At 33.7% G+C, this 1575-nt stretch carries 1 protein-coding gene; it reads left to right on the top strand.

The window, feature by feature from the left end:
* A partial coding sequence (locus EYR97_RS22005) for a hypothetical protein (RefSeq protein ID WP_165478132.1) occupies positions 1–1575 on the top strand: 1575 nt, incomplete at both ends.

Raw genomic sequence — 1575 nt, 5'->3', positions numbered from 1 at the left:
AAAAGAGAACATTGTAGAAAACTACCTTTTCAATGGAAGAACAGAATTCCTTTATATAGACAAAAATGAAAATATTTATGTTGAAGTAAAGGGCGAAGACAATGGGCTTTACAAATACTCATACAAAGAAAATGTATTCAAAGAAGATAGCCAAAAATCATTCGTAACAAAAAAGTCTCAAATGTACTCGATAAATGAAAATACGTACATTTTTGGAGGACAAAGCTTAAACCAAATTGTAAAAAAAGACAGTTTAGGGAACTGGATTGAAGACACGGAAACTTTAGAGTGCTCAGGTAAAACCCTTGCTTTGTTGTCGAATAATGACGACATTTGGATAGGCACAACAAGTGGAATTTGTTCTTTTCAATTTAAGGAAGAAACTAATAAATATGAGAAAATTTCTGAAAGCAATTCTCTGGGAATTGTCACAGATATTAAAGCCGATAGACTTGGTACAATTTGGATAGCAACAAGCAGTGGCGTTTATTTTTCCAGCCACAATAATAGCCATATAGAAACGTGGCTATTTAAGAACGGAAACAGCGTTAAAAGCAACTATGTAACCACATTCGAACAAACGTTAAACGGAAACCTTGCTGTTGGAAAATGGGAAGGTGGTATCGAAGTTCATAACAGCAACAACTACCAACTGCCTAGCGATGTGCACGTAGCAAAATTGCTAACAGACCATTTAGGTAACTTATGGGTGGGTACATTTAGAAATGGCGTTTACAAATTTGATAAAAACGGAGTACTTCTTCGTAATTTTCCTCTTGATGGTGATGCCAACTTTCCAGTTAACTCTATCGTTGAATTAAAAAATAACGATCTTGTGCTAGGTACCTTTGGTGGTGGACTATATCGAATTGAACAATCCCAAGAGAAAGCGGAAAAAATTAATTATTCAAATAAAGTTTCTGATTACATAACGGGAGTTGTAGTTTCTGATACAAACACACTTATTTTATCAACGTATGACGAAGGTGTATTTGAGTTAGTTTCATCAATTGACTGTTCTGAAGTTTGCAAAATTAGAGACTTTGATTTACCAAGCGTACGAATAATGGGGATAACACTATTTGATAAATATCTTTTAGCATCTTCGCAAGATGAAGGGCTAATAGTAATGAATAACTATTCCCAACCCTATAAAGGTGGCGTATATACTATAGATTATCAAATGGGACTACCTTCAAACTCTATTTTCTCTGCACTTTTTGTTGGTGACAGCAATATTTGGATAAGTCATAGTGAAGGTTTATCAGTTTATAATATTAATAAGAATGAATTAAGAAATTTCGTCCGAGCAGATGGGTTACAATCGTATGACTATAATGCTGGAAGCTTTTTTCAAGACAGCGTTGGATCAGCCTATTTTGGTGGGAGTGGAGGCTTCAATAAAATACCGAAAAACATCGACTTAGAATTAAGCCACCAACCACTTGAAATGAGTGTAATATTAAGAAATCAAGATGGAACATTTTTAAAGAAAATAACAGGAATTAAAAACAACACAATTAAAATAAAATACAATGAAAGAATTCAATTGAGTGCATTTGTAAATGACTTATC

The sequence above is a fragment of the Alteromonas sp. KUL42 genome, from assembly GCF_006538325.1.
In the GTDB taxonomy this organism is placed as follows: Bacteria; Pseudomonadota; Gammaproteobacteria; order Enterobacterales; family Alteromonadaceae; genus Alteromonas.
Note: the sequence above shows the minus strand (reverse complement) of the source record. Positions and strands in the feature narration are given on the sequence as shown.